This window comes from Ruegeria sp. AB11 (assembly GCF_056536325.1).
The window spans coordinates 194,584-219,290 of sequence record NZ_JBQFJO010000001.1 but is presented as its reverse complement, the minus strand read 5'-3'; the positions used below and the strand labels follow the sequence as shown (position 1 = coordinate 219,290).

Sequence of the window (24,707 nt, the reverse complement as noted above, 5' to 3'; positions counted from 1 at the left end):
AAGGGTGCGCGCCTTAGCTTTCGTAGTCAATCGCGTGGCGCAGTTGTTTTTCGTATTCCAGCGCTTTGCCGGTGCCCAAAGCCACACAATTCAGGCTTTCATCAGCAATCGACACGGCCAGCCCGGTCTGTTCGCGGAGAGCCAGATCCAAATCGCCCAACAGCGCACCGCCACCGGTCAGCATGACGCCGCGGTCGACGATATCAGCCGCCAGATCGGGCGGTGTGGTTTCCAGCGCGGTCATCACCGCCTCGCAGATCGCCTGAACGGGCTCGGACAGCGCTTCGGCCACCTGAGCCTGGCTGATCTCGATTTCCTTAGGCACGCCGTTCAACAGATCGCGGCCTCGGATATGCATCGACTGCCCACGCCCATCATCGGGCATCCGTGCAGTGCCGATTGTGGTCTTGATGCGCTCAGCGGTCGATTCACCGACCAACAGGTTCTGCTGGCGACGCAGATACGAGATGATGGCCTCGTCCATGCGGTCACCACCCACGCGGACCGAACGAGCATAAACGATGTCACCCAACGACAGAACCGCGACCTCGGTGGTGCCGCCGCCGATATCAACAACCATGTTGCCAGTCGGGTCGGTGATCGGCATGCCCGCACCGATCGCAGCTGCAATCGGTTCGGCAATCAGGCCCGCGCGTCGCGCGCCTGCAGACAGAACCGATTGACGGATCGCGCGTTTTTCAACGGGTGTCGCGCCATGAGGGACGCAGACGATAATCTTGGGCTTGGAGAAGGTCGAGCGCTTATGCACTTTGCGGATGAAGTGCTTGATCATCTCTTCCGCGGTGTCGAAGTCAGCGATGACGCCCTCGCGCATCGGGCGGATCGCTTCAATCGAGCCTGGCGTTCGACCCAGCATCAGTTTGGCGTCCTCGCCGACGGCCAGAACCTTCTTCACGCCATCCTTGACGTGGTAGGCAACAACTGACGGTTCGGACAGGATCACACCGCGCCCTTTGACGTAAACAAGCGTGTTCGCTGTTCCGAGGTCTATAGCCATGTCCGCTGTGAACAGGCCGCCCAGAGTGCCAAAGATGCCCATATTTCCCTGATCCCGTTTGTCCGAATTTCCACTGCCCGCGACTCGACGGTTCCGGGACGGATGCCTTATAGGGTGCCAACTCGTCCGGTTAAAGGGCTGATTCCGCGATAGTCAGCACCTTTCCGCCTTATTGGTAGGGACTTTAGAAGGCAAAATGCTCTCATATCAACATATTTACCACGCTGGAAATCTGGCTGATGTACAAAAGCACGCTTTATTGGCGTGGACGCTGCGGTATCTGACCCAAAAGGACAAGCCGATCAGTTATGTCGAGACGCATTCGGGGCGTGGTCTGTATGAGCTTGACGCGGCCGAGGCGATCCGAACGGGAGAAGCGGCTGCCGGTATCGCGCGTGCGCAGCGTGAGGGTTGGTTTGATCCGGATCACCCAATGATGCAGGTGCTGGGGACTATGCAGGCCCGATATGGCGCGCCTGCTTATCCCGGTTCCCCACTAATCGCTGCAAATCTGCTCAGAGAACAGGACAGTTTGCACCTTGCTGAGTTGCATCCTCAGGAACATGCGGCACTGGCTACTGCACTGTCGCCGTACAGGGCCAAGGTTTACCGGCAAGACGGGTTCGAACTTGCGCAATCTCTGCTGCCACCAACGCCCCGGCGTGGGATGATGCTGATCGATCCCAGCTATGAAGTGAAGGCAGACTATGACCGGTTGCCTGGGGTGATCGCGAAATTGCATCGCAAGTGGAATGTGGGGGTGATCGCACTCTGGTATCCAATCCTGACGGATGCGCGACACAAGGCTATGATTTCATCACTGAAATCCGCCGGATATCCCAAAACGATTTGCCACGAGGTGCGGTTTCCTGCTGCGCGGGAAGGTCATCATATGATCGGGTCTGGCATGTTTGTCGTGAACACTCCGTTTGGGTTTGCGGACGAGGCGCGCAGGTTGGATGCAATATTTGCGGGGCTGGGTCACAGGTAACACATGTTCAAGGCGCATTGAGCGTGTCCGACTACACGTCCTGGCTGTGTCTGCAAAATTTCTTGTTCCAAAAGGACCACCGGCCCTAAACTTACAGCAGGGAGGGGTGCCATGAATCGCCGACTTGCTACGGTTTTGGCCGCCGATATGGTGGGTTATAGCCGATTGATGGAAATTGACGAGCAAGGCACGCTGGCGCGGCTGCGCACACACCGGATTGAGCTTATCGACCCTTCGATCGAGAAAAACCACGGAAAGATTATCAAGACCACCGGCGACGGAATGCTTGTCGAATTTCCCAGCGCAAGCGACGCCGTAACCTGCGCCGTCGAAGTTCAGAACCGAATGTTGCGTAGGAATGCGGATGTTCCGCAAGATCAGCGCATTCAGTTTCGCATAGGCATCAACCTTGATGAAATCATCTTTGAAGACGGGGACATCTTTGGCAGTGGTGTCAACATTGCTACCCGGTTGGAACAATCAGCACAAGCAGGCGATGTGCTGATTTCCGGCGCTGTCCACGAACAGGTATCCAGTCGGTTGGAGTTACAGTTTCACGATGTAGGGGACCTGTCGCTCAAGAACCTGTCGCAACCTGTTCGCGCGTACAGGGTCGGATTAGATGCGCCGGCCGGCGAGGCCGAGCAGAACCTTACCGGGCAAGAAGGGACAAGAGTCGTCAAACCCTCGATCGCGGTTCTTCCATTTGAGAACATGAGTGGTGATCCAGAGCAGGAGTTCTTTGCCGACGGTCTGACCGAAGATCTTCTGACTGAGCTGAGCCGCAGGCACGAACTGTTCGTGATCTCGCGCAATTCCTGCTTTGTCTACAAAGGGCAGGCGGTGAACGTCCGTGATGTTGGTGATAAACTGGGTGCGCGCTACATAGTCGAAGGCAGCGTTCGCAAGGCGGGAAATCGGGTGCGCGTTACGGTTCAGTTGATCGACAGTGAATGCGATGGCCATGTCTGGGCCGAGAAATATGACCGTGACCTTGACGATATTTTCACCATTCAGGACGAGGTGATTTCAGCTGTGGTTGCGACTCTGCCGGGGAGGATCGAAGCGTCCCAGCAAGAAGGGCTGGCGCGCAAAAAACCATCGAGTTTTGCAGCTTACGAATGTGTTCTGGCCGCCAAGGTCCTGCATCATCGCAGCACGTACGAAGATAATGCCGAGGCCACCAAGCTGATCGACCGCGCCATCGAGCTTGACCCCGACTATGCCCACGCCCACGCCTGGAGCGGTTGCATCCGGGGGCAAGCCTGGGGCTATGGCTGGTGTGATGACAGCGACGCCATGATGGCGTCCTGCGAAGAGGCGATCCTGAAGGCGGCCTCGATGGATGACAACGACGCGGATGTTCATCGTTTGATGGGGGCCGTCGAGATATTGCGTAACAATCTGGCGCGTGCGCGTTACCATCAGGAACGGGCTTTGTCGCTGAACCCGAACTACGATCTGGTTGTCGTCCAGATGGGAGAGTTGCTGACCTGGTCAGGCCGACCCGACGAAGGCGCTGAGTGGATTCAGAAAGCCATGCGCCTGAATCCGCATCATCCTGCACGTTTCTGGAGCCATCTGGGAAAGGCGCGGTTTGGTGGAAAGCATTATGATCAGGCGATTGACGATTTTGCCCATTTGCCGACGCTGGACACTGTGCAAAATGCCTATGTCGCGGCGTGCTTCGCGTGGCTGGGGGATGATGCCAAGGCCCGAATACATGTGGAGGCTATTTATGCTGCGCAGCCCGATACCGAGATCAAAGATCTGGTTGCGACGCTGCATTACGCCCGGGAGGAAGATCTGCAGCATTTTGTCGGTGGAGTAAGAAAGGCCGGATTGTCCTGACCTTCCAAGCGAAAATCGGCCCGCGACAACGGGCCGATTTTATCTCAGGTCAGATCCTTATAGCTGATCTCACGCGTGTCCGCGCCTGGACCTGCTTTTTCACGGCGCATGATCAGGCGATTTAGCGCGTGGATATAAGCTTTGGCCGAGGCAACAACGGTATCCGTATTTGCTGACTGACCGGTGGCAATCATGCCATCCTCTTCCAGCCGTACAGAAACCGTGGCTTGCGCGTCCGTACCTTCGGTCACTGCATGGACCTGATACAACTGCAGATGCGCCTTGTTCGGGTAAATCGCTCGGATCGCTTTGAAAGTCGCGTCCACCGGTCCGTCGCCGTGCTCGGTGGCGATGACATCTTTGCCATCGAACTCAAGCTCGACCGTCGATTCAGCCTGACCGCCTGTACCGCAGGTCACTTTCATCGACACCAGTTGCAAACGATCGTCGTCGTCGTCCAGCGACATCAAGGCGATCAGATCGTCGTCAAAGACCTCTTTCTTGCGATCTGCAAGATCCTTGAAGCGCACAAAAATATCCTTGAGTTGGTTGTCTCCGACCTCAAAGCCCAGCGTCTCAAGCTTGTCGCGCAGTGCAGCCCGGCCGGAGTGTTTGCCCAGCGGCAACGACGTGCCCGAAAGACCGATATCCTCGGGCCGCATGATCTCAAAATTCTCGCGGTTTTTCAGCATTCCGTCTTGGTGAATACCGCTTTCATGGGCGAAAGCATTTTTACCCACGATGGCCTTGTTGAACTGGACAGGAAAGCCCGCCACGGTCGCTACTCTGCGGGAGATGTGCATGATCTTGGTGGTATCTATCCCAGTATGCCAAGGCATGATGTCGTTACGGGTGCGCAACGCCATGACAACTTCTTCCAACGCGGTGTTGCCGGCGCGTTCGCCGAGCCCGTTAATGGTGCATTCGATCTGGCGCGCACCACCCGCGACTGCGGCCAGAGAATTCGCGGTCGCCATGCCAAGGTCGTTATGGCAATGCGTTGCAAAGACCACCTCATCTGCACCGGGGACCGTTTCGATCAGGCGTTTGATCAGGTCGGCAGACTCGACCGGGGCTGTGTAGCCGACAGTATCGGGAATGTTGATTGTGGTCGCACCCGCTTTGATCGCAATCTCGATTACACGGCACAGATAATCCCACTCGGTCCGCGTTGCATCCATCGGCGACCACTGCACGTTTTCGCACAGGTTGCGCGCATGGCTGACCGTTTCGTGGATCTTGTCGGCCATCTCGTCCATCGTCAGGTTCGGGATGGCGCGATGCAACGGAGAGGTGCCGATGAACGTATGAATCCGGTTCTTCTCGGCGTGTTTCACGGCCTCCCAACAGCGGTCGATATCGGCAAAATTGGCGCGGGCCAGACCGCAGATGCGGCTGTTCTTCGACCGTTCGGCGATCTCGGATACTGCCTTGAAGTCGCCTTCCGATGCGATCGGAAATCCTGCTTCAATGATATCGACGCCCATCTCATCCAAAAGCTCGGCAATCTCGAGCTTTTCGTTGTGGGTCATAGTCGCGCCGGGGCTTTGCTCGCCGTCGCGCAATGTGGTGTCGAAGATCACGACGCGGTCTTGGTCGGTCACGTTTGTCATGGGGTTCTCTTTCTTCTTCTGTCCTAAAGCCTCTTGGCGCGCGGGCGTCCTCCTCTGAGCGGGCGCGCCGGATGGCACGCTCAGAGGCGGATTAGGATCAGTAGACCACGCAGCGATGCACCGCAGGATGCGGCGTCGGCAAAAGCGATATCTGCGCGGTTGATCATGGGCTTCAGCTTATACAGGGCGCATGGCGAATGAAAAGCGGGAAAATGAACCCTAGTTGAAATTGATTGCGCTGTTGAAGGGGCTTGGTTTCCTTCTAGCTCTGATGTCATGGAAACCGCTTTAATCATAGGTGCATCTGGTGGAATTGGGCGGGCGCTGAGCGAGTTGTTGCAAGCGCGGGGCGTTGAGGTGACGCGATTGTCACGGTCTGTGGATGGGTTTGACCTGACGGACCCTGATGGGGTTGCGCGGATTTTGAATACTCTCTCTGATCCGTTCGATCTGATTATCGTTGCATCTGGCGCGCTTGAGATAAACGGGGCTGAACCTGAGAAGTCGATGCGCGCCGTGTCAGCCCGCGCGATGATGGACCAGTTTGCCCTGAATGCTATTGGCCCTGCATTGGTCCTCAAACAGGCTCACAGGCTGTTACCACGTGACCGGAAGGCAGCCTTCGTTGTGTTGTCGGCGCGCGTCGGGTCAATTGAAGACAATCGACTTGGTGGTTGGGTAAGCTATCGTGCATCGAAGGCTGCGGTGAACCAGATCGTGCATACAGCCGCGATCGAGCTGGCGCGCACGCATAAACAAGCTGCGTGTGTCGTGATGCATCCCGGCACGGTTAAGACTGCATTTACGAAGAAATATCTCGGTCGCCACCCTGCAGTCGAGCCCGAAGAGGCGGCGGAAAATTTGCTTGCCGTTATCGCAGGGCTCTCACCAACCGACACGGGCGGGTTTTTTGACTGGGCTGGCAAGCGCGTGCCTTGGTAGGGCTTTGTTAGCCGTCACTCGTATCTGCGTTATCCGTATCGGTCTGAGGTTCAGAAGGTTCGGTCTCTGGTTCTGGATCAGATGTCTCAGCAGGGGTATCTGTTTCACGCGCCAGCGTATCATTTTCCCAGATCCCAGATTCAACTTCACCACCGGCGAAACGCATTGTCCCTTCACCGTGACGCTTATTGTTCAGAAAATTGCCTTCGTAGACGTCGCCTGTTTCATAGGTTGCTATGCCAGCACCGTTGATTTTTCCCTCAGACCATTCGCCTGTATAACTGAAACCGCCGGGGCGAGTGAGCGTTCCTAGTCCGTGGCGTTTGCCATCCTTAAACTCGCCTTCATATATAATACCGTCCGGGAACGTGGCTTTGCCCTTCCCTTGCCGGACACCATCGACCCAATCTCCGTCATAACGATAGCCGTTGGCGAAGGTCAGAACGCCTTTGCCATGACTGCGCGCGTTTCTAAACTGCCCCGAATAGACAGTTCCATTTGGATAGGTCGCTGTTCCGGTGCCTTCAAATACGCCTGCAACCCAGTCGCCGTCATAAACAGTGCCGTTTGGATAGGTCGTCCGCCCTTTGCCGTGCTGCAGGTCATCCAGAAAGTCACCGACATAAACGGAACCATCCGCATAGGTTACCTCGCCCAATCCCGCGATCTGACCATCTGACCATTCGCCGGTATAGCGAAAGCCGTCAGTGCCGGTAAATGTGCCTTGTCCCTGACGCAGGTCGTCGGCGAAATTACCTTCATAGACCGCGCCACTGGCGTACGTGACTTTGCCTTCGCCCTGACGCCGCCCATTGATCAGCGCGCCTTCGTAGACGTCACCATTGGGGTGTGTGAGCCGACCGGTTCCGGTCATATTGTCATCAAGCCAGTCACCGGTATAGGTTAATCCGCCAGTCAGATTCAGAGTGCCCGTACCAGCACGTTTCCCGGCTTTGACATCGCCATCATAAGTGCTGCCGTCAGCGTAGGTGATCTTGGCCTTGCCTTCTTTTTGGCCGTCCACCCAATCTCCATCGTAGATATATCCGTCGGCACTGGTCAGCACGCCCTGACCGTGGCGCTTAGCTTCCTTGAACGTGCCCTCGTACCGCATGCCATTGGTGTACTCGGCAATACCATCGCCATTGATCGCACCTTTGGACCATTCACCTTCATAGGTTTGTCCGTCGGCGTACACGATCTTCCCGAGTCCTTCAGGTTGGCCTTTTACGAAATCGCCTTCGTAGACCGAACCATTGGCGTATCGTGCTGTACCCTTTCCCTGAATCTCTCCTTCGACCCACTCACCGGAATATTCGAATCCGCTGGGCAGCCGATAAGTACCTGTACCGTGCCGCAGGCCGTTTTCGAATGTGCCTTCGTAAACACCCCCGACGTCGTCGTCGGCTACGATGATCTGATCATTTTGCTGGGCCGCTGCAATTTGCGTCAGCATGGCGAATGTAGCAGCGGTAAGGGATGTGCGGATCGCGTTCATAATTGTACCTGCCTGCGGCTCTTATGAGATGTTGGCGCAAAACTAGGATACCGCAGGGGGCAGAGCAACGGGTTTTGCCGCATTTGCCTTTCACTCGCGCTGTGATCTGCTAAATCCCTGAAGGACTGACGAGGGCAAGAGGGCAAAATGGCCGACCGTTTCCGCATCACTCTGGCGCAACTGAACCCAACCGTTGGGGATATCGAAGGGAATGCCGCAAAGGCTGCTGCGGCCTGGCAGCAAGGGCGCGCGGCGCAGGCTGATCTGGTGGCGCTGCCTGAGATGTTCATCACCGGTTACAATACTCAGGACCTGGTGATGAAGCCTGTGTTTCATCGTGCGGCGATGCAAGCTGTGCAGGCGCTGGCGGAAGACTGCGCCGAGGGCCCTGCGCTGGCAATCGGAGGTCCTTGGGTCGAGGAAGACAAGCTTTATAACGCGTATCTGATCCTCAAAGGTGGGAAGATCGTAAGCAAGGTTCTCAAGCATCACTTGCCAAATGAAACCGTCTTTGACGAGGTTCGGCTCTATGACGCAGGCCCAATGGGTGGGCCCTATGCGGTCGGTAACGTCCGGGTGGGGAGTCCGATTTGCGAGGATGGCTGGCACGAGGATGTCGCCGAAACGCTCGAGGAAACCGGGGCTGAGTTCCTGTTAATCCCCAATGGGTCGCCCTATTTCCGAGACAAATACGACATCCGGCTGAACCATATGGTGGCGCGTACGGTCGAGACAGGCTTGCCAGTGATCTATCTGAACATGGTCGGCGGGCAGGATGATCAGGTTTTTGATGGTGCCACTTTTGGTCTGAACCCCGGCGGAGAGCTTGCATTCCGTATGCCGGTCTTTGATGAAGCGGTGCAAAACATCGATCTGATGCGCACCGACGACGGCTGGCGAATCGATCTTGCAGAGGTGGTGCCGCAGCCAGATGCATGGGAGCAGGACTATCGCGCTATGGTGCAGTCCCTGCGCGACTACATGGCTAAAACCGGCTTTAAAAAGGCGGTGCTTGGCTTGTCGGGGGGTGTTGACTCAGCATTGGTTGCGACGATTGCGGTAGATGCCATCGGGGCGAACAATGTGCGCTGCGTTATGTTGCCATCGGAATATACCAGCCAAAGCTCTCTGGATGATGCCGAAGCCGTCGCGAAGGCGTTGGGAGTCCACTATGATTCTGTTCCGATTTCCGAAGGTCGGACTGCGGTGACCAACACGCTTGCCCCGCTATTTGCCGGGCGCGAGGAAGATTTGACCGAAGAAAACGTTCAGTCCCGCCTACGTGGTCTGTTGTTGATGGCGATCTCGAACAAGTTTGGCGAGATGCTGCTGACGACCGGCAACAAGTCCGAGGTCGCGGTAGGATATGCTACTATTTATGGCGACATGAACGGAGGCTACAATCCGATCAAAGACCTGTACAAAACCCGCGTGTTCGAGACCTGTCGCTGGCGCAACGCCAATCACCGCGATTGGATGATAGGCCCCGAAGGAGAGGTCATCCGCCCCTCGGTCATCGATAAGCCACCGAGCGCTGAATTGCGTGAAGATCAGAAAGACAGCGACAGCCTGCCGGATTACCCGGTTCTGGACGCCATTCTTGATATATTGGTGGATCAGGATGGCTCGATCGCCGATTGCGTAGCGGCGGGTTTTGATGAAGGCGACGCGCGGCGCGTTGAGCACCTGATTTATATTAGTGAGTACAAGCGCTTTCAGTCGGCGCCGGGCACACGGCTGACCCCGCGTGCCTTCTGGTTGGATCGTCGTTACCCGATCGTAAATCGCTGGCGAGATCAGGATTAAGACCCGGATCAGTTCCTATCGCTGCGATTGTTTCCAATTCGTCGGCAGTTGGCTTCGGTCATCATAATTGTCCATACATGACGACTGGTTATGGATATCTGGCGCACGTTCAGCTTGTAATTGGGTCCTTTTTTTGCCACATTTATGTCAGGGGTTCGCCTTGTGTGAGGCGAATGTGACGTAATCCGGTATGCCGCTCTGCTATTTCAGAAACTGCGACCGTGATTATTGATCTGAGTTGGGGCATCCGTGTTTTTGGGTGTCGGTAAAGGTGATGGTGGTCAAATGACGAATGGATATGACAAATCGCTTCATGCTCCATTGCAATGGAAAACAATGGAGTCTGAGCCGCGCAAGCTGGATGAAGAAACGCTTGATGCTTCGATCGCAGAAATTCTGAACAAAGAGGATCTTGCGCCGCCGCCGGTTACAGATATTGAACCGACGCGACCAGAATTTCCATCCTTGAAGTCGCAAGAAGTTCTTGCTGCAAAGCCTGATACTGGCCGCAAATCTTTTCTGCGCCAAACATGGGCGCAACTGTCCGGCGCTGCCTGATTTAGAACAACCAGCGCTGCGTGGTGCGTAATGGGCTGGCTGATAGGCAACAGGTTGCTGCATTCAGTTGACCTGCCTCCGTTTCTCATTGCCAGAATACGCGTTCTCGGGCTGGATACCGCTTCGATAAACAACTTCCGAGCGGTTGATGCCAGGTCCTTCTCCGACTCCCGTCGAATCTGATATTACCCTTCCTAAATCGGTGGATGTCGTCGTTATCGGTGGCGGAATAATTGGTGTCTCGACCGCTTTGGAGTTGGCCGAGCGTGGCATTTCCGTCCTGTTGTGCGAAAAGGGCCGGATCGCCGGTGAACAGAGTTCGCGTAACTGGGGTTGGGTCCGGCTTGGGATGCGCGACCCACGCGAGATCCCATTGATGCAGGAAGCTCTGCGCATCTGGCGTGGGTTGGATGAACGCCTTGGGCGGAGCACGGGCTATGTTCAGTCGGGGATCGTATTTGGCGCATCAGGCACACGCGACGTTGGTAACTTGACGCGGTGGTTGGAGCATGTTGAAGGGCAGCAGACAGGTGCCCGTATGGTATCGCACGCTGAGTTGGCCTCACTATTTCCAAACTCCACCATGAAACCGCAGACTGGGCTCTATATGCCGCAAGACGGACGGGCTGAGCCGCAATGGGCGGCCCCCGCAATGGCTGAGGCTGCCCGCAATTGTGGGGCCGCGATCATGACACAATGCGCTGTGCGAAGCGTCGATCTCGAGGCGGGCCGGATCGCAGGTGTCTTCACCGAACGAGGGCGTGTTCGTTGCAGTCAGGTGGTGTTGGCGGGTGGGGCATGGTCGCGTCTTTTTGCAGGGAACGCAGGTATCGCTCTGCCCCAACTCAAGGTGCTGAATACAGTCATGCGGACCTCACCGGTAGAGTCCGGGCCGGAGGTATCGCTTTGGAGTGATGATTTCGCCATTCGCAAACGTGCGGACGGGGGTTACACGATTGCGTCGGGTCACGAGAATACTGTGGATATCGTTCCTGACAGTTTTCGACTCGGCCTTCAGTTCTTGCCAGCGTTTCAGCAAGAGTGGCGTTCCTTGCGGTTTCGCCTGTCGCAACGCTGGATGGTAGAGGCAAAAGAAGACAGAACTTGGCTGCCTACCGACGTGACGCCGTTTGAGCACTGTCGGGTGCTGGATCCCGAGCCCTCTCGAAAAGTGTTGCGACAGGCCTGGTCCAACGCTCGCAAAGCGATGCCCGTACTTGAGGAGGCAGAGATCGTCCAAAGCTGGGCCGGGCTGATCGATGTGACCCCGGATGCGATTCCAGTTGTCTCAAAAGTAGACGAATTCCCGGGTCTGCATATAGCAACCGGGTTTTCCGGCCATGGTTTTGGGATTGGGCCAGGCGCAGGTCGGCTGATGGCGGATATTGTCACCGATAGCACGCCCTGCGTTGATCCAGCCGCCTTTCGCCTGTCGCGTTTCACGGATAGTTCAAAAGTACGGCCAGATCCTGGTTATTAGGCCCTAGCCCATCATTTGATAGCTGACCGGTACGAACCGGAACCCCTCGCCGCGTGTTTCAACGTACCCCGCGGCCGGGAAAGGCATGTGATAGCCGATCATGGGTATTTTATCAGCGGCCAGCATACCCAGCACATTCCGACGCGAGGCGGTGGCCGCTGCGGCGTCCATATCGAAGCTGAATGGCCAGTCGGGGCGCGCAAATGACCAGACGTAGTGATTTGCCAGATCGGCTGTCAGAACCAATCGTTGCCCATTGCTTTCCAGATGATAAACTGTGTGACCAGGCGTATGTCCGTGAGCCGCCATCGCTGTTATTCCCGAAGTGACCTCTCCACCATCGTCAAGGAACGTCATCTTTTCGGCTTGGGGTGTGACCTTCGCTGCAACCATATCTCCGACGCGGTTGCCCGCATCCATCGCAGACCAGAAATTATATTCCGGCGCGCCGGTTACAAATCGGGCGTTCGCAAATGTCGGAGCGTCATTCGTTGTCATGCCTCCGATATGGTCGGGGTGCATGTGCGTGATCACGACCACATCAATTTGGTCAGGTGAGACTCCTACGTCAGCCAGCGCGGCTTGGATACCGCCTTGACCCAAGCCTGTGTCGAACAACACCAGTTCAGAGCCGGTATGGACCAGTGTCGGAGTAAAGAAGAATTGCGCAACATCAGTTGGAATGAAGTTTTCCGCAGAGATTGCTGCAAATTCGTCGTCAGATACTTCAGCTGCGAATAGTGCCTTTGGCTCATCACGTGGCACGCTGCCGTCGAGCAGGGTGGTAACTGTGAAATCGCCCAACTGGAATGATTTTGCGATGGTTGAATTTGCTTTGCTCGGCTTACCAGCTGCGAAAGCCGGCATCGCGGCAGAGGCAAAAGGCAATGCGGCAGCGGCACTCAGAGCAGCCCTGCGAGTCAATTTGATCGTCATATCTAAGTCTCCCTGTCAGAACGCCAGTAGTAGAACTAGGTCAGAGCGTTTCTCTTGCCAGTTATAGACCCAATACATGGGCTGCATGGATGAACATTACGTGTTAATTTTTGTTCATGCCGCGATCTGAGAACAAAACAGTGCCCACCGTGCAAAATATTGCTGAATTTCTGGCGACCGTTCAGCCGCTGCGTAAGGCGGACGAGGCGCAAGTGCTGGACAGGCTCTTTCAGGATACCACCGGGTTTGCCCCAGTGATGTGGGGTCCGTCGATCGTTGGCTATGGCCGATATCACTATCGCTATGCTCCCGGGCGGGAAGGCGATTTTTTGGCGACCGGGTTCTCTCCGCGCAAGGCTGCGCATTCTATCTACATCATGCCGGGTTATGCTGATTTCGAATATATCCTGTCTCGACTGGGCAAACACAAGCTGGGGAAATCCTGCCTCTACGTGAACAAGTTGTCAGACATCGATCTCGACGTGCTTCGTGAACTCATCAAAGCTGGGCTCGAACACCTGTATGGTATGTGGCCGGTAGAGCCGACCTGAACGCCCTGCTGGACAAAAACGCGCCCATGTGACATGAGCCGCGCCAACAGGAGACTTCCATGACCACGACCCGTTTCGCCCCGTCGCCCACCGGTTACATCCATGTGGGCAACCTGCGCACCGCCCTGATGAATTATCTGATCGCCCGCAAAGCAGGCGGTACGTTCATCCTGCGTATCGATGACACCGATCCCGAGCGGTCGAAGGAAGAATATGTCGATGCGATCAAACAAGATCTAGAGTGGCTTGGCCTGCATTGGGACCGGGTCGAGCGTCAGTCGGAACGGCTGGACCGCTATGCCGAAGCTGCGGACAAGCTGCGTGCGATGGGTCGGTTCTATGAGGCGTTTGAAACGCCGACCGAGCTGGACCTGAAGCGCAAGAAACAACTGAACATGGGCAAGCCGCCGGTCTATGACCGTGCCGCGCTGAACCTCAGCGACGCCGAGAAAGAGGCGCTGCGCGCCGAGCGCGGCAATGGCGTCTGGCGGTTCAAACTGAACCACGAGCGTATCGAATGGAACGATGGCATTTTGGGCAACATCTCGATCGATGCCGCCTCGGTATCCGACCCGGTGTTGATCCGGGGTGATGGTCAGGTTCTCTATACGATTTCGTCCGTGGTCGATGATACCGAGATGGGCGTGACCGACGTGGTGCGTGGTTCGGACCATGTCACCAACACGGCGACGCAGATTCAGATCATCGAAGCGTTGGGCGGCACCTGCCCACGCTTTGCGCATCACTCTCTGTTGACAGGCCCGCAGGGTGAGGCCCTGTCTAAACGTCTGGGCACACTGGCCTTACGTGATCTGCGAGAGCAGGGCGTGCAGCCAATGGCCTTGCTGAGCCTGATGGCGCGTCTGGGTTCTTCTGATCCGGTTGAGCTGCGTGCTGAGATGTCCGAGCTGATCGACGGGTTCGACATCAACCGTTTTGGCGCGGCACCAACCAAGTTCGACGTGCAGGACCTGTTCCCGCTGACGGCGAAGCACCTGCAATCGCTGCCTCTGGCCGAAGTTGCGGATGCCGTTGCAGAGGCGGGTGTTCCGGATGAACTGGCAGAACCTTTCTGGACCATGGCGCGTGAAAACATCACCACCTTGAGCGATCTCAAAGGCTGGTGGGATCTTTGCCGCGATGGGGCCGAACCTCTGATCGCAGATGAAGATCGTGAATTCATAGCAGAGGCGGTGGCCCTGCTGCCCGAAGGTCCGTTCGACGCAGATACCTGGGCGAATTGGACCAAGGCGGTGAAAGAGGCCACGGGCCGTAAGGGAAAAGGCCTGTTCATGCCGCTGCGCAAAGCGCTGACCGGAATGGAGCGCGGGCCCGAGATGGCGACCTTGCTGCCGCTGCTGCAGGTGATCCGCGCGCGGGGCTGACCCGCAGAGAGTATCTTAAAACACGAAGGAGGCAGGCAGTTGGCCTGCTTTTCTTTGGTCTCCGGGCTGCAAAATACGAGCCGATACGCGCTTCAGACGGTCGTCCACGAATTCAGTCTCGGTGGGATTGAGTTGCTGATGACGCGGATATCGCGGTTCGGCACGATCATTCAAAATCGGCGCGTCCCAGCCATCGGTTGTGGCAAAGAAGCGATCAGCGCCGTCCGATCCAAATGCCCTCAGGTACCCCTGCACCACGACATCGATATAGCTCAGCAGCAGCGGATGGTGATTGCTGGGCGCTGTATGGCGGTTATGGGGCACAGCGTAGACGGCGATTTCTGCCTCCTGCGTCAGCGTATGGGAGATTGATCGCGTGGCAGGCACGCGTTCATAGGCCCATTCCCGTTCATCCAGCGCGGCCCAGTCGTTTTTGGGCACGTGAGCGATCATGCCGTCGATTTCTGACGAGGGATCTGGAATCGCAGTCAGAAAGGCGACCGAGCGCAGATTGGTGTGCCGCCACGCCCTCCGCCAGCCCTTCAGACGCGCCGGGCGCGGGTCGGGAAAATCGTGCGTCGACAGGTTCACGAGGCTGCCATAGCCGAAGAAATAGGGGTCTGCCATGCGGGTCGTGTCCTTCTTTGACGATTGATGTATGTCAAACAGTCTTTTTACAGAACATGCAATAAGGCTTCATCTTGAGATTCGGGAGGCCCTCATGCGGATTACCAAACGGACGAATATCGCGGTGCGCGTATTGATGTATTGTGCCGCGCATCAGGATCGGCTGGTTACTAAGGCTGAGATTGCAGAAGTCTGCAACATCTCCGAGAACCATCTGGCGCAGGTGATCAACCAGCTTAGCCAGTTGGATTATCTCAGTACCCAACGTGGCCGCAATGGCGGCATGACGCTGGCCCGCTCGGCAGATCAGATCCGGGTCGGGTCTGTGTTCCGCCATGTTGAAGGTGGATTGCCGATTGCCGAGTGTTTTGCGGATGCAGACAATACATGCCCGCTGACCGATGCATGCCGCTTGCGATTGGCGCTGCAGGATGCGGCTGAGGTGTTTTATGCGTCCTTAGACGAAATCACGCTTGATGCGTTGGTTTGTGACAACGACCAGTTGCTGAAGATACTACAGCCCGTCGCGTGCGTGCGTTGAACTTAGTCACTGGCGCGAAGAATGCGCGCCGGACGCACTGAAAGCGGGCGCAGCGCAAAGAGCATCCCCGCGCCAAGCGTTACCGCGACGCCCGCGATAACGATCCCGAGCGCGGATGACCAGATAATCGCGAAATCTGTGTCGAAGATATATGTGGCCACGGCCCAGCCGCCCAAAATACCGGTCAACAGGGCGACACATCCGGCAGCGGCCCCCAACAGAATAGCTCGCAAGGCAAAACTGCGCAGGATGCGGCCCCGGTCCGCGCCCAGAGTTTTGAGGATCGCCGCTTCATATCTGCGCGCTGGCTCTCCTGCGGCGGCAGCACCGATCAACACCAGAAAACCGGTCAGCAGGGACACGCCTGCGCCATACGAGGTAGCTGCTGCCAGGCCCGCCAGCAAACCAGAGACCCGGTCAATGGCATCGCGGACGCGGACCGCCGTGATGTTGGGATATTGCCCCGCCAGATCGCGCAGGATGGCGGCTTCGGCCTGCTCTTCAGCATAAACCGTTGCGATGAAGCTATGCGGCGCGCCCGCCAGCGCGGAGGGATTCATCGACATGACAAATCCCATTCCAGCGGTCGAAAAATCAACTTCGCGTAATGAGGTCAGTTCAGCAGTGATATCGCGGCCAAGGATATTGACCGTGAGTTCATCCCCAAGTTTAAGCCCCATCACAGCAGCCTCCTCGGCGGCAAAGCTGACTTGTGGAGGGCCGCTGTAATCTTCGGGCCACCACACTCCGTCGGTCACGCGGGCATTCTGCGGCGGTTGGGCGGAATAGGTCACGCCCCGGTCGCCGTCCAGAACCCAGTGATCGCCTGCAATCTCTCGCGCGGGTTGTCCATTGATCTTGGTAATGATCCCGCGCAGCATTGGAGCGCTTTCTACCCGACTGACGGCGGGGTCAGTGTCGAGACGTTCGCTGAACCCGGGCATCTGATCCTTCTGGATATCGACGAAGAAATATGAGGGTGCCACTTCTGGCAGGTTCCCCGAGATCGCATTGCGCAGGGTGCCGTCGATTTGTCCCACCGCTGCGAGGACCGACAGGCCGAGCCCAAGGGACAGAACCACCGACGCTGCCCCTTCGCGTGGGTCAGAAATGGCGGACAAGGCCCACCGCAGGGCAGGGCGGCCTCTGGTCCAAGGCGCGCCCGCGCGGGCCAATTTGCGAATGGCAAAGGCAGAAAGGGCCAGCAAAGTAAGCGCCCCGGCCAACCCTGCGCTGGTCCAGAGGGTCAATCGGGTTGAACCACTGAACCATGCAGCGGCTCCGATCAGTGCGGCCAAGCCAATAGCGGTCGCTACGACATAGATCAGGCGCGGGAAACTGCGCGCCGATGTTAGCGCATCCCGAAACAAGGTTGCTGCGCGCACCTCCTCGGTTCTGGCCAGCGGCCAGAGTGTGAACAGGAACGCGGTCAGCACACCATAAAGTGCGGCCTCGAACAGTGGCTGCGGATAAAGCGAGAAGACTGCGGGGATTGGCAATTGCGTTTCGATTACGGGGGCCAGTAGCAGCGGCAACACCCCGCCCAGGACCAAGCCCATGATAATACCGATGCTCGACAGAACGGCTATCTGAATCATATAGGTCTGAAAGATTGTCGCCCGATCAGCGCCCAACGTGCGCAATGTCGCAATCGTCTCCGTCTTTTGGGAAAGATAGGCTCGCACGGCAGCAGACACCCCGATCCCGCCAACGGCCAATCCCGACAGGCCCACCAGAACCAGAAACGCGCTGAGGCGGCCTACGAATTCAGATATTCCCGGCGCACCGTTGCGAGCGTCGGTCCAGCGCATGCCGGTCCCCTCGAAGGCCTGCTTCGCTTCCAGCGACAGCGCATCCAATTCGGCAGTCTGAGGCAGGCCCAACCTGTATTTAGTGGAGAACAACGTGCCCGGCGCCAACAGGCCGGAGGACTGCAGATCTTCTGTCCGGACCAATGTGCGCGGCCCAAGCGAGAACCCATCAGCCGCGCCGTCAGGTTCGTGCTCTAACGCGGCCATCAGAACAAATCTCTGCGTGCCAAGTTCAAATTGGTCGCCAATCGTCAGGTTTAGGCGGTCAATCAGAGAGGGGGCCATGACTGCACCAGGCAGCCCATCGGCACCTGCAAAGGCATCGGTCAGAGTAAGTTTAGGTTCAAGGATCGCCGAACCTAACAGCGGATAAGCGTCATCCACAGCCTTAACCTGGGTCAGCCCACGTTGCGTGTTCGTCCCGTTTCCCGTTACGGCCATAGACCGAAAATCAACAACCTCTGAAACCGCATGTGCGGTTTTTTCCATCCAAGCGAGTTCCTGATCATTGGCAAAGCGATAGGTGAATTCCAGTTGCGCATCCCCGCCCAGTAGCGATGCGCCCTCTTGCTGAAGGCCGGTCTGGATTGCTTGGCGGACCATGCCGACCGCGGCAATCGCTGCAACGCCCAAGGCCAGACAAGCCAGAAACACCCGAAATCCACGCAGCCCACCGCGGAGTTCGCGCCGTGCCAGTCGTCCTGCCAGACGCAGGCTCATTCGGCCGCCTCGCGCTGCGACTCTTCAGCGATGCGTCCATCCCGCAACCGCACGACGCGGTCGCATTTCTGCGCCAGCGTGTGGCTATGCGTGACCAGAACCAGGGTGGCACCATGCCGGTCGCGTAGACCGAACAACAGATCTATAATCGCCGCACCGTTGGCTTCGTCCAGATTTCCTGTGGGTTCGTCTGCCAGCAAAATCTTAGGGCGTGGGGCCGACGCGCGGGCCAGCGCCACACGTTGCTGCTCGCCACCTGACAATTGCGCCGGGTAGTGATCGCTTCGATGTGACAGCCCCACAGCCTCTAGCTCGGCCTCAGCGCGCTTGAAAGCATCCTTATGCCCTGCAAGTTCGAGCGGGGTGGCGACGTTCTCAAGTGCGGTCATCGTCGGGATCAGGTGAAAATTCTGAAACACCACACCCATTGATTCACGACGAAACCGGGCAAGTGCATCTTCACTCATTTCCGTCAGATCATGGCCCAATACCGTGACGCGACCGTCGGTCGCCTGTTCCAACCCGCCCATCAGCATTAGCAGTGAGGATTTCCCTGAACCGGAAGGGCCGACCAACCCCAGCGTCTCGCCCTGTTTCACAGACAGAGAGATGTCGTGCAGAATATCCACCCTTCCGGCATTGCCATCCAGCGATAATGCGGCATCTTGGAGCGTAAGAACAGGTGTCGTCATTGATCAGGCCATCGAGAGGGGTACAGTCCATTGGGATATGGCGTGAAACAGAAGCTACACAAGGGTTTGATCTCAGGCGCGTTCATCTGTTGCGGAATTGCAGCGATGGCAGAGCCAGTTGTGATTGCTGCGCTCGGAGATTCCCTAACACAAGGATATGGGCTGCCGGAACAAGACGGGTTCGTGCCGCAACTGCAGCGTTGGCTTCAGGAAGCAGGTGCGGAGGTTCGGTTGATCAACGCCGGTGTTTCCGGGGATACGACCGCAGGGGGCGCTGCCCGAGTTGACTGGACCCTGACACCAGAGGTCGACGGCATGATTGTTGCACTTGGCGGCAATGATCTGTTGCGTGGCATCGATCCGAGCGTTGCCCGATCAAACCTCGAGACAATACTGCGTGCTGCAGAGACCGCGGATGTCGAGGTACTAATAATTGGAATGCAGGCGCCTGGTAATTACGGAGCCGATTACAAGCAGAGTTTCGACGCCATGTATCCAGAGCTGGCAGAGCAATATGATGCACTTTATGCGGAAAGCTTTTTTGACGGGCTCACAACCGAAGGCGATCCGGCGGCCGCGCGCCAGTTCATGCAATCTGATGGTATCCATCCAAGTGCCCAAGGCGTCGCGCTGATCGTTGATACGCTGGGCCCCTTTGTCTTGGCGCTTGCGGAGCGCGTTGCCGAATAGGAGTACGCGATGCCCGGCCGGTTTTTCCTCACACGACCCATTAGCGAGATCGCGAGGTTGCTGAATGTGAAAGACAGTCTTGGGCCTCAGCCAGCACGCAGAAACATTCAGCCGGGTCAAGAAGTGGTCGTACTGACTGGTGATGGGTTAAAGGCCATGCGATGGGGGATTATCCCGGTCGGCAGGGTCAATGCGCGTGGACGACCGGTGATGGAGACCATCGTAAACGCGCGCTCCGAGACGGTTTTTGACAAGAGCGCCTTCGAAGGGGTCGGTCGCGCCATAATCCCGGTGGATGGCTGGTACGAATGGACCGGTGAGAAGCGACGCAAAACGGCCTGCCGGATTGCCGCCAAGGACGGGGCTCCACTGCTATTTGCTGCGATCACCGACACTTGGGAAGCCCCGGGTGGGCTACGCGTGGATCAGGTTGCTGCGGTGACATGCGAACCCAATGCTGATGTAAAGCCGATCCATCACCGAATGGGAGTGCTGCTGGAGGCGCGGGACGTTCAGCGCTGGTTGCATGGGTCTGAAGACGAGGCGCAGAGTTTGGCGCGCCCTTGGCCCGAAGGTCGGTTGATGATCGAACAAGCTGACGACGTCGATTGGTCGGGGGCTTAGACCACTGTGACCACCGTGCCGATAGGAACTCTGTTATACAGATCGATCACATGCTCATTCAGCATCCGAATGCATCCATTTGACACTGCATGACCGATGGTCTGCGGCTGCGTTGTGCCGTGAATTCGGAAATACGTGTCCACCCCGTTCTGAAACAGATACAGCGCGCGCGCGCCCAGAGGATTGTCTCCGCCGCCGGGCTGGACATAATCATTGTCTTTGAACTTGGCATAGGTGACAGGGTCCCGCTCAATCATCTCTTCAGTGGGTCGCCAGGTCGGCCATTCTTTCTTGACGTCTATGGTGGCCGAGCCGGTGAACTCCAGTCCGGCTTTGCCGACGCCGCAGCCATAGCGGATCGCTTTGCGCGGCTCGGTTACATAATAAAGGTAAAAGGATCGCGGCGCGACCAGCAACTGACCGGGTTGAAATTGCTTTTTGATGCGCACGAATTGCGGCGTCGGATCATACTCGACCGCTTTCTTGGCGCTGGCGACGCCCGGCAGCAGGCTGACAGCAGTACCGGCCAGAAAGACACGGCGTGTGAACATGGTGACATCCCTCAAATGACCAAAGAAATCATAACGCTAGTTTTGGAATGATAGCCGATTTGGTCAATCACCGGGGAAGGATAACCCGATTGTGATGTATTCCCTTTGCCACACACTCAATGCGGGCTTATGGGATGGGCGGGAAAAATCCCGCCCTTTTAACGGCTTAGGCCAGTTCGATATTGTCGGCGCTTTCGCGACCATCACGACCAGCGCGCAGCTCGTACGTGACTTTCTGGTTGTCGGCCAGACCGGTGAGGCCCGAACGCTCGACAGCCGAGATGTGTACGAAGATGTCTTTGCCGCCATCTTCGGGTGCGATAAAGCCGTAGCCTTTGGTGGTGTTGAACCATTTTACGGTGCCTGCGGGCATATCCGTTGTCTCCTGTTTGGTGCTGCCCACGGAGTTGCGGCAGCCTGGCGTCGTAGTCTGGATCGAGTGACTGAGCGCCGTAGAAGGAGACAGTGGGTCGAAATAGAAAAACGTAAGCCTCTTGGATATGGCATCGGTCAGGCCGTGTGGCAAGGGCGGATTGTACGGTTTGTACAGGGGTTTGAGGGGCAATCGTCCGATTTGTACAAGAATCCGCCGATGGTTTTGGTTATTAGTTTGCGGACCTATGATAAGGCACGGTTATTGATCTGGCGCGTCGGAGTGGCATTCAGAATCCGTTAACCCTCGTCATGATCAAGTTGCGGCATGAGCGATTACCGACGCGTCCGCATTCCCTGAGCCAAATATTTTTTCACCGTGTCCTTGGCCGACCGGTCGTCGGATTTATTGATGCGCGAGGTGGCGCATCTGCGTGCGGCCTTTGCAGTGACGCAGAGGGAGCGGCCGTTTTGGTGCGATGCATTTGTAGTGCTGCCAGACCATCTGCACGCGATCTGGACCTTGCTGCCGGGGGATGCGGATTATTCGACGCGGTGGGGTGCGATCAAGGCGCGGTTTACGCGTGGGGTGAAGGCTTCGGGAGTGGTGGGGTGGAACCCCACCCTACGAACGGATCCGAAAATCGCGAAAGGGGATGCCGGGATTTGGCAGCATGTCATTCGGGATGAGCGGGATTTCCGCAATCATATGGCATATTGTTATGGGAATCCGGTGAAACACGGGTTGGTCGAGAGCCCGACCGAATGACCGTATTCGTCAATCCATCGCGATATTCGAGCGGGTCGGGTTGATCCAGAGTGGAGCGGTATGGTCACCGAGGGCGCGTTCGGAGCGCCGTAGGATGGGGTTTCACCCCATCATTTGAGAGGTTGGAGTTTGGAAGTGGTTTGGTGCGCGGAAACAGATTGTGAGGGGGTTTGGGTAGGGTCGTTGAGTGAGTAATGGGGTGTAACCCCATCTTATGCTTGCTAGCTGATTTCACTTTGCGTGAGCTTTGCGCAGCTTTTTGCTTCCCTCGAGCGTCAAGTAATTGTCTGTGATGCGCATGCGAAAAGCAGTGGGTACTCCGAGTTCAGTATCGTTGTAGTGATATTTTGCGATGAAACTCGGCGGCAACATTTTGATATTCCTCTCCTTGACTGTGTTCCAAAGCCAATCGTGTCTTTCCATAAACCGTTGGTGGAAATCGGCATATTGGGTGGGATTCTCAAGTGCAGCTTTGTTCAACCTGTCAATTGGTGGAATACGAGCGGGAAATGCGAAACACGCAACTTTCGAAAAAAGTGAGATAGACGGCGCTACTTTTTGACTTTCTTTATTCATACCGCTGTCTTTGGATTTCACAGGCAATTCGGGTAAATCTTCAGTTGCGCTGTTTACGGCTGTCAGAAATCCTTTTGTGGCATAGTTGTCGAGCTCTGCCGGAACTTCGGGAATAGAGTGGGTTCGAAGATAGTTCATTACGACTTTCTTGCGCCGCTCTGCTTTTTCTCTTCGTCGCTTGGCATTTTTTTCCGTCGGGTCGCCCGGAATATTCCTCGCTAGATTGTATTCATTGCAAAAACGCGAAAAAAGATGTTCACAGGTTAGTAAAGGCCTGTCCTGCCAGGCCTTTTCCCAGTTGTAGTCTCGACGCCAGGCCGACCAATTTGCAGCGGCGGCATGGAAGGCAGTATCGAACCGCGCACTGCAAAATCCACTCACCGCGCAAACTTCTTATGCTTCAACCGCTTGGGCTCCAGCGCATCCGGTCCCAGACGGCGCTTTTTATCCTCTTCGTAGTCTTCGAAGTTGCCCTCGAACCATTCCACATGCGCGTCACCTTCGAACGCCAAGATGTGCGTGCAAATCCGGTCGAGAAAGAAGCGGTCGTGAGAGATGACGACGGCGCAGCCGGCGAAATCGACAAGGGCGTCTTCCAACGCGCGCAGGGTTTCGACGTCCAGATCGTTGGTCGGTTCGTCCAGCAGCAGGACGTTGCCGCCCTCTTTCAGCAGGCGGGCCATGTGGACGCGGTTGCGCTCACCACCTGACAGCAAGGAGACCTTCTTCTGCTGGTCGCCGCCCTTGAAGTTGAAGGACGAGCAATAGGCGCGGGAATTGACCTGCGCGTCGCCCAACTGGATGATCTCTGCGCCGCCGGTGATCGCCTCCCACACGGTGTCGTTGTCGGCAAGGTCATCGCGGGACTGGTCGACATAGGACAGCTCGACCGTATCGCCCAGCGTGATGGTGCCGCTGTCGGGTTGTTCCTGACCGGTCAGCATCTTGAAGAGCGTCGATTTACCGGCACCGTTGGGGCCGATGACGCCGACAATGCCGCCGGGGGGCAGGGCGAAATCCAGCCCTTCGATCAGTTGCTTGTCGCCCAAGTGTTTCGACAGACCCTCGACCTCGATCACCTTACCGCCGAGGCGCTGGCCGTTGGGGATGACGATCTGGGCGCGGGTCAGCTTTTCACGTTCTGACTGCTCTGCCAGTTCGTTATAGGCATTGATCCGGGCCTTGGATTTGGCCTGACGGGCCTTCTGACCCTGACGCATCCACTCCAACTCGCGTTGCAGGGTTTTCTGCTTGGACTTGTCTTCGCGGGCTTCCTGCTCCAGCCGTTTGGCTTTTTGTTCCAGCCATGCGGAATAGTTGCCCTCGTAAGGAATGCCGCGGCCGCGGTCGAGTTCGAGGATCCAGCCGGTGATGTCGTCCAGGAAATAGCGGTCGTGGGTGACGATCAGGATGGTGCCCTTGTAGTCGATCAAGTGCTGTTGCAGCCAGGCGATGGTCTCGGCGTCCAGGTGGTTGGTCGGTTCGTCCAAGAGCAGCATGTCGGGCGCTTCGAGCAGCAGCTTGCAGAGCGCCACGCGGCGTTTCTCACCCCCCGAGAGGTTGGCGATGTTGGCATCGTCCGGCGGGCAGCGCAACGCCTCCATCGAAACGTCGATCTGGCTGTCTAGGTCCCACAGGTTTTCGGCGTCGATCGCGTCCTGCAGGGTGGTCATTTCCTCCATCAACTCGTCCGAGTAGTTCTCGGCGATCTCCATGGCGATCTCGTTGAACCGGTCGACCTTGGCCTTTTTCGCGGCGACGCCCAGCATGACGTTCTCGCGGACGGTCAGCGATTCATCCAGCTGAGGTTCCTGCGGCAGATAGCCAACCTTGGCGCCCTCGGCGGCCCAAGCCTCACCCGAGAAATCGGTGTCGAGGCCGGCCATGATCTTCATCAGCGTCGATTTACCCGCGCCGTTGACGCCGACGACACCGATTTTCACACCGGGCAGAAAGCTCAGGTGGATGTTTTCAAAGCACTTCTTGCCACCGGGATAGGTCTTGGAGACACCCTGCATGTGGTAGACATATTGATAGGCGGCCATGTCGCGTCCTCTGGGTCGGGGAAATTGAGTTGGAACGCTGGATATCCGAGGCGAGCGGGC

The 24,707-nt window shown here is 57.0% G+C and carries 23 protein-coding genes; 12 read left to right on the top strand and 11 right to left on the bottom strand.

The genetic code is table 11. The features are described 5' to 3' along the window. Positions 1-13: 13 nt before the first annotated feature. Complete coding sequence (locus tag ACR3EJ_RS01155; RefSeq protein ID WP_010442888.1) at positions 14-1,060, bottom strand: rod shape-determining protein; 1,047 nt, start codon at positions 1,058-1,060, stop codon at positions 14-16. Between the two features lie 154 nt (positions 1,061-1,214). Here ACR3EJ_RS01155 and ACR3EJ_RS01150 point away from each other — a divergent pair, with 154 nt between their 5' ends. Both ACR3EJ_RS01150 and ACR3EJ_RS01145 read left to right on the top strand, forming a co-directional pair. Continuing rightward, positions 1,215-2,009 (top strand): 23S rRNA (adenine(2030)-N(6))-methyltransferase RlmJ, encoded by a 795-nt coding sequence (locus tag ACR3EJ_RS01150; protein ID WP_170544472.1) that lies wholly within the window; start codon positions 1,215-1,217, stop codon positions 2,007-2,009. Between the two features lie 111 nt (positions 2,010-2,120). Continuing rightward, complete coding sequence (locus ACR3EJ_RS01145; RefSeq protein WP_170544470.1) at positions 2,121-3,860, top strand: adenylate/guanylate cyclase domain-containing protein; 1,740 nt, start codon at positions 2,121-2,123, stop codon at positions 3,858-3,860. Between the two features lie 44 nt (positions 3,861-3,904). Here ACR3EJ_RS01145 and ACR3EJ_RS01140 read toward each other — a convergent pair whose 3' ends face one another. After that, complete coding sequence (locus ACR3EJ_RS01140) at positions 3,905-5,473, bottom strand: 2-isopropylmalate synthase (RefSeq protein ID WP_170474403.1); 1,569 nt, start codon at positions 5,471-5,473, stop codon at positions 3,905-3,907. 276 nt (positions 5,474-5,749) lie between these two features. Here ACR3EJ_RS01140 and ACR3EJ_RS01135 point away from each other — a divergent pair, with 276 nt between their 5' ends. After that, a complete protein-coding gene (locus ACR3EJ_RS01135; protein ID WP_170544467.1) occupies positions 5,750-6,415 on the top strand; it encodes an SDR family NAD(P)-dependent oxidoreductase in 666 nt (221 codons plus the stop codon). Positions 6,416-6,422: 7 nt separating this feature from the next. Here the strand turns inward: ACR3EJ_RS01135 and ACR3EJ_RS01130 are convergent, their stop codons facing one another. Beyond that, positions 6,423-7,913 (bottom strand): 2-isopropylmalate synthase, encoded by a 1,491-nt coding sequence (locus ACR3EJ_RS01130; protein ID WP_170544464.1) that lies wholly within the window; start codon positions 7,911-7,913, stop codon positions 6,423-6,425. A 147-nt stretch (positions 7,914-8,060) separates the two neighbouring features. Here ACR3EJ_RS01130 and ACR3EJ_RS01125 point away from each other — a divergent pair, with 147 nt between their 5' ends. The 3 genes from ACR3EJ_RS01125 to ACR3EJ_RS01115 all read left to right on the top strand — a co-directional run bounded on the left by ACR3EJ_RS01125 (position 8,061) and on the right by ACR3EJ_RS01115 (position 11,757). After that, the gene (locus ACR3EJ_RS01125; protein WP_170544461.1) at positions 8,061-9,719 is read left to right on the top strand and encodes an NAD+ synthase; all 1,659 of its coding nucleotides are present in this window, start codon (positions 8,061-8,063) and stop codon (positions 9,717-9,719) included. Positions 9,720-10,004: 285 nt separating this feature from the next. After that, positions 10,005-10,277 (top strand): hypothetical protein, encoded by a 273-nt coding sequence (locus ACR3EJ_RS01120; RefSeq protein WP_260024159.1) that lies wholly within the window; start codon positions 10,005-10,007, stop codon positions 10,275-10,277. Positions 10,278-10,425: 148 nt separating this feature from the next. Beyond that, entirely contained in the window at positions 10,426-11,757 is a 1,332-nt protein-coding gene (locus tag ACR3EJ_RS01115; RefSeq protein ID WP_170544455.1) for an NAD(P)/FAD-dependent oxidoreductase, read from the top strand. A 3-nt stretch (positions 11,758-11,760) separates the two neighbouring features. Here ACR3EJ_RS01115 and ACR3EJ_RS01110 read toward each other — a convergent pair whose 3' ends face one another. Continuing rightward, on the bottom strand, positions 11,761-12,693 hold the full coding sequence (locus ACR3EJ_RS01110; protein WP_170544452.1) for an MBL fold metallo-hydrolase: 933 nt from the start codon (positions 12,691-12,693) through the stop codon (positions 11,761-11,763). A 116-nt stretch (positions 12,694-12,809) separates the two neighbouring features. On the opposite strand from ACR3EJ_RS01110, the gene ACR3EJ_RS01105 reads away from it, so the two are divergent. Both ACR3EJ_RS01105 and gltX read left to right on the top strand, forming a co-directional pair. Then, positions 12,810-13,244: a DUF1801 domain-containing protein gene (locus ACR3EJ_RS01105; protein WP_170544449.1), complete on the top strand. Its 435-nt coding sequence runs from the start codon at positions 12,810-12,812 to the stop codon at positions 13,242-13,244. Between the two features lie 59 nt (positions 13,245-13,303). Further along, positions 13,304-14,629 carry a glutamate--tRNA ligase gene (gene gltX, locus ACR3EJ_RS01100; RefSeq protein ID WP_170544446.1) on the top strand — a complete coding sequence of 442 codons (1,326 nt, stop codon included), beginning with the start codon at positions 13,304-13,306 and terminating at the stop codon, positions 14,627-14,629. Positions 14,630-14,644: 15 nt separating this feature from the next. Here gltX and ACR3EJ_RS01095 read toward each other — a convergent pair whose 3' ends face one another. Then, positions 14,645-15,256 carry a gamma-glutamylcyclotransferase family protein gene (locus ACR3EJ_RS01095; RefSeq protein ID WP_170544442.1) on the bottom strand — a complete coding sequence of 204 codons (612 nt, stop codon included), beginning with the start codon at positions 15,254-15,256 and terminating at the stop codon, positions 14,645-14,647. A gap of 94 nt (positions 15,257-15,350) precedes the next feature. On the opposite strand from ACR3EJ_RS01095, the gene ACR3EJ_RS01090 reads away from it, so the two are divergent. Continuing rightward, a complete protein-coding gene (locus ACR3EJ_RS01090; protein ID WP_010442480.1) occupies positions 15,351-15,797 on the top strand; it encodes an RrF2 family transcriptional regulator in 447 nt (148 codons plus the stop codon). A 2-nt stretch (positions 15,798-15,799) separates the two neighbouring features. Here ACR3EJ_RS01090 and ACR3EJ_RS01085 read toward each other — a convergent pair whose 3' ends face one another. Together ACR3EJ_RS01085 and ACR3EJ_RS01080 are read right to left on the bottom strand one after the other, a co-directional pair. After that, positions 15,800-18,328: an FtsX-like permease family protein gene (locus tag ACR3EJ_RS01085; RefSeq protein ID WP_170544439.1), complete on the bottom strand. Its 2,529-nt coding sequence runs from the start codon at positions 18,326-18,328 to the stop codon at positions 15,800-15,802. After that, positions 18,325-19,020 (bottom strand): ABC transporter ATP-binding protein, encoded by a 696-nt coding sequence (locus ACR3EJ_RS01080; protein WP_170544437.1) that lies wholly within the window; start codon positions 19,018-19,020, stop codon positions 18,325-18,327. Before ACR3EJ_RS01080 ends, ACR3EJ_RS01085 begins: the two co-directional genes overlap by 4 nt. 30 nt (positions 19,021-19,050) lie before the next feature. Between ACR3EJ_RS01080 and ACR3EJ_RS01075 the strand changes: the two genes are divergently transcribed. Continuing rightward, entirely contained in the window at positions 19,051-19,710 is a 660-nt protein-coding gene (locus ACR3EJ_RS01075; RefSeq protein ID WP_170544434.1) for an arylesterase, read from the top strand. A gap of 9 nt (positions 19,711-19,719) precedes the next feature. Then, positions 19,720-20,334, top strand: a complete 615-nt coding sequence (locus ACR3EJ_RS01070; protein ID WP_170544431.1) for an SOS response-associated peptidase — start codon at positions 19,720-19,722, stop codon at positions 20,332-20,334. Here ACR3EJ_RS01070 and ACR3EJ_RS01065 read toward each other — a convergent pair. Together ACR3EJ_RS01065 and ACR3EJ_RS01060 are read right to left on the bottom strand one after the other, a co-directional pair. Further along, a complete protein-coding gene (locus ACR3EJ_RS01065) occupies positions 20,331-20,885 on the bottom strand; it encodes a L,D-transpeptidase (RefSeq protein WP_170544429.1) in 555 nt (184 codons plus the stop codon). The genes ACR3EJ_RS01070 and ACR3EJ_RS01065 overlap by 4 nt on opposite strands. Positions 20,886-21,051: 166 nt before the next feature. Then, a complete protein-coding gene (locus ACR3EJ_RS01060; RefSeq protein WP_010442474.1) occupies positions 21,052-21,258 on the bottom strand; it encodes a cold-shock protein in 207 nt (68 codons plus the stop codon). Between the two features lie 378 nt (positions 21,259-21,636). Here ACR3EJ_RS01060 and ACR3EJ_RS01055 point away from each other — a divergent pair, with 378 nt between their 5' ends. Then, positions 21,637-22,026, top strand: coding sequence for an REP-associated tyrosine transposase (locus ACR3EJ_RS01055; RefSeq protein ID WP_480422482.1), 390 nt, complete (start codon positions 21,637-21,639; stop codon positions 22,024-22,026). 231 nt (positions 22,027-22,257) lie between these two features. Here ACR3EJ_RS01055 and ACR3EJ_RS01050 read toward each other — a convergent pair whose 3' ends face one another. Both ACR3EJ_RS01050 and ettA read right to left on the bottom strand, forming a co-directional pair. Then, positions 22,258-22,983 (bottom strand): hypothetical protein, encoded by a 726-nt coding sequence (locus ACR3EJ_RS01050; protein ID WP_170544426.1) that lies wholly within the window; start codon positions 22,981-22,983, stop codon positions 22,258-22,260. Further along, positions 22,980-24,647, bottom strand: a complete 1,668-nt coding sequence (ettA, locus tag ACR3EJ_RS01045; RefSeq protein ID WP_170544423.1) for an energy-dependent translational throttle protein EttA — start codon at positions 24,645-24,647, stop codon at positions 22,980-22,982. The genes ACR3EJ_RS01050 and ettA overlap by 4 nt, the downstream gene beginning before the upstream one ends. Between the last annotated feature and the right edge of the window lie 60 nt (positions 24,648-24,707).

Excerpts from the sequence above, each read along its gene's own strand:
- ACR3EJ_RS01110 (WP_170544452.1), bottom strand. The coding sequence starts at position 12,693 with ATGACGATCAAATTGACTCGCAGGGCTGCTCTGAGTGCCGCTGCCGCA.
- ACR3EJ_RS01070 (WP_170544431.1), top strand. The coding sequence starts at position 19,720 with ATGCCCGGCCGGTTTTTCCTCACACGACCCATTAGCGAGATCGCGAGG.
- ACR3EJ_RS01090 (WP_010442480.1), top strand. The coding sequence starts at position 15,351 with ATGCGGATTACCAAACGGACGAATATCGCGGTGCGCGTATTGATGTAT.
- ettA (WP_170544423.1), bottom strand. The coding sequence starts at position 24,647 with ATGGCCGCCTATCAATATGTCTACCACATGCAGGGTGTCTCCAAGACC.
- ACR3EJ_RS01095 (WP_170544442.1), bottom strand. The coding sequence starts at position 15,256 with ATGGCAGACCCCTATTTCTTCGGCTATGGCAGCCTCGTGAACCTGTCG.
- ACR3EJ_RS01120 (WP_260024159.1), top strand. The coding sequence starts at position 10,005 with ATGACGAATGGATATGACAAATCGCTTCATGCTCCATTGCAATGGAAA.
- ACR3EJ_RS01125 (WP_170544461.1), top strand. The coding sequence starts at position 8,061 with ATGGCCGACCGTTTCCGCATCACTCTGGCGCAACTGAACCCAACCGTT.
- ACR3EJ_RS01150 (WP_170544472.1), top strand. The coding sequence starts at position 1,215 with ATGCTCTCATATCAACATATTTACCACGCTGGAAATCTGGCTGATGTA.
- ACR3EJ_RS01105 (WP_170544449.1), top strand. The coding sequence starts at position 12,810 with ATGCCGCGATCTGAGAACAAAACAGTGCCCACCGTGCAAAATATTGCT.
- ACR3EJ_RS01115 (WP_170544455.1), top strand. The coding sequence starts at position 10,426 with ATGCCAGGTCCTTCTCCGACTCCCGTCGAATCTGATATTACCCTTCCT.
- ACR3EJ_RS01130 (WP_170544464.1), bottom strand. The coding sequence starts at position 7,913 with ATGAACGCGATCCGCACATCCCTTACCGCTGCTACATTCGCCATGCTG.
- ACR3EJ_RS01080 (WP_170544437.1), bottom strand. The coding sequence starts at position 19,020 with ATGACGACACCTGTTCTTACGCTCCAAGATGCCGCATTATCGCTGGAT.
- ACR3EJ_RS01135 (WP_170544467.1), top strand. The coding sequence starts at position 5,750 with ATGGAAACCGCTTTAATCATAGGTGCATCTGGTGGAATTGGGCGGGCG.
- gltX (WP_170544446.1), top strand. The coding sequence starts at position 13,304 with ATGACCACGACCCGTTTCGCCCCGTCGCCCACCGGTTACATCCATGTG.
- ACR3EJ_RS01155 (WP_010442888.1), bottom strand. The coding sequence starts at position 1,060 with ATGGGCATCTTTGGCACTCTGGGCGGCCTGTTCACAGCGGACATGGCT.
- ACR3EJ_RS01060 (WP_010442474.1), bottom strand. The coding sequence starts at position 21,258 with ATGCCCGCAGGCACCGTAAAATGGTTCAACACCACCAAAGGCTACGGC.
- ACR3EJ_RS01140 (WP_170474403.1), bottom strand. The coding sequence starts at position 5,473 with ATGACAAACGTGACCGACCAAGACCGCGTCGTGATCTTCGACACCACA.
- ACR3EJ_RS01145 (WP_170544470.1), top strand. The coding sequence starts at position 2,121 with ATGAATCGCCGACTTGCTACGGTTTTGGCCGCCGATATGGTGGGTTAT.
- ACR3EJ_RS01065 (WP_170544429.1), bottom strand. The coding sequence starts at position 20,885 with ATGTTCACACGCCGTGTCTTTCTGGCCGGTACTGCTGTCAGCCTGCTG.
- ACR3EJ_RS01085 (WP_170544439.1), bottom strand. The coding sequence starts at position 18,328 with ATGAGCCTGCGTCTGGCAGGACGACTGGCACGGCGCGAACTCCGCGGT.